Source organism: Rhizobium sp. RHZ02 (genome assembly GCF_014851575.1).
GTDB classification, from domain to species: domain Bacteria; phylum Pseudomonadota; class Alphaproteobacteria; order Rhizobiales; family Rhizobiaceae; genus Rhizobium; species Rhizobium altiplani.
The window spans coordinates 1-342 of the sequence record NZ_JACUZX010000106.1; the positions used below are offsets into that span (position 1 = coordinate 1).

Sequence of the window (342 nt, forward strand, 5' to 3'; positions counted from 1 at the left end):
GGGCTCACGATTGGAACCGGGCCCAAACATCAATGGAGGCAACCATGGACCAGTATATCGGGCTTGATGTTTCATTGAAAGATACGGCGATCTCGATCCGAGAGGACGGGAAGCGGATATGGCGAGGGAAGCGCGCTTCGGATCCAAAGCTCTTGGCGCAGGTGATCCGCAAGCACGCCCCGCACGCCAAGCGCGTTGTGTTTGAAACGGGGCCGTTGTCGACGTGGTTCTATCATGCACTGATGGCCGAAGGGGTTCCCGCGATCTGCATCGAAGCGCGGCACGCGCAAAAGATATTGCACGAGACGCTCAACAAGACGGATGCCAATGATGCGGATGGCC

Annotated in this window: 1 pseudogene; it reads left to right on the forward strand. The window is 57.9% G+C overall.

Features of this window, described 5'->3' with window-relative positions:
- Positions 1-44: 44 nt before the first annotated feature.
- A pseudogene (locus IB244_RS31720) lies at positions 45-342 on the forward strand (IS110 family transposase); the annotation flags it as partial.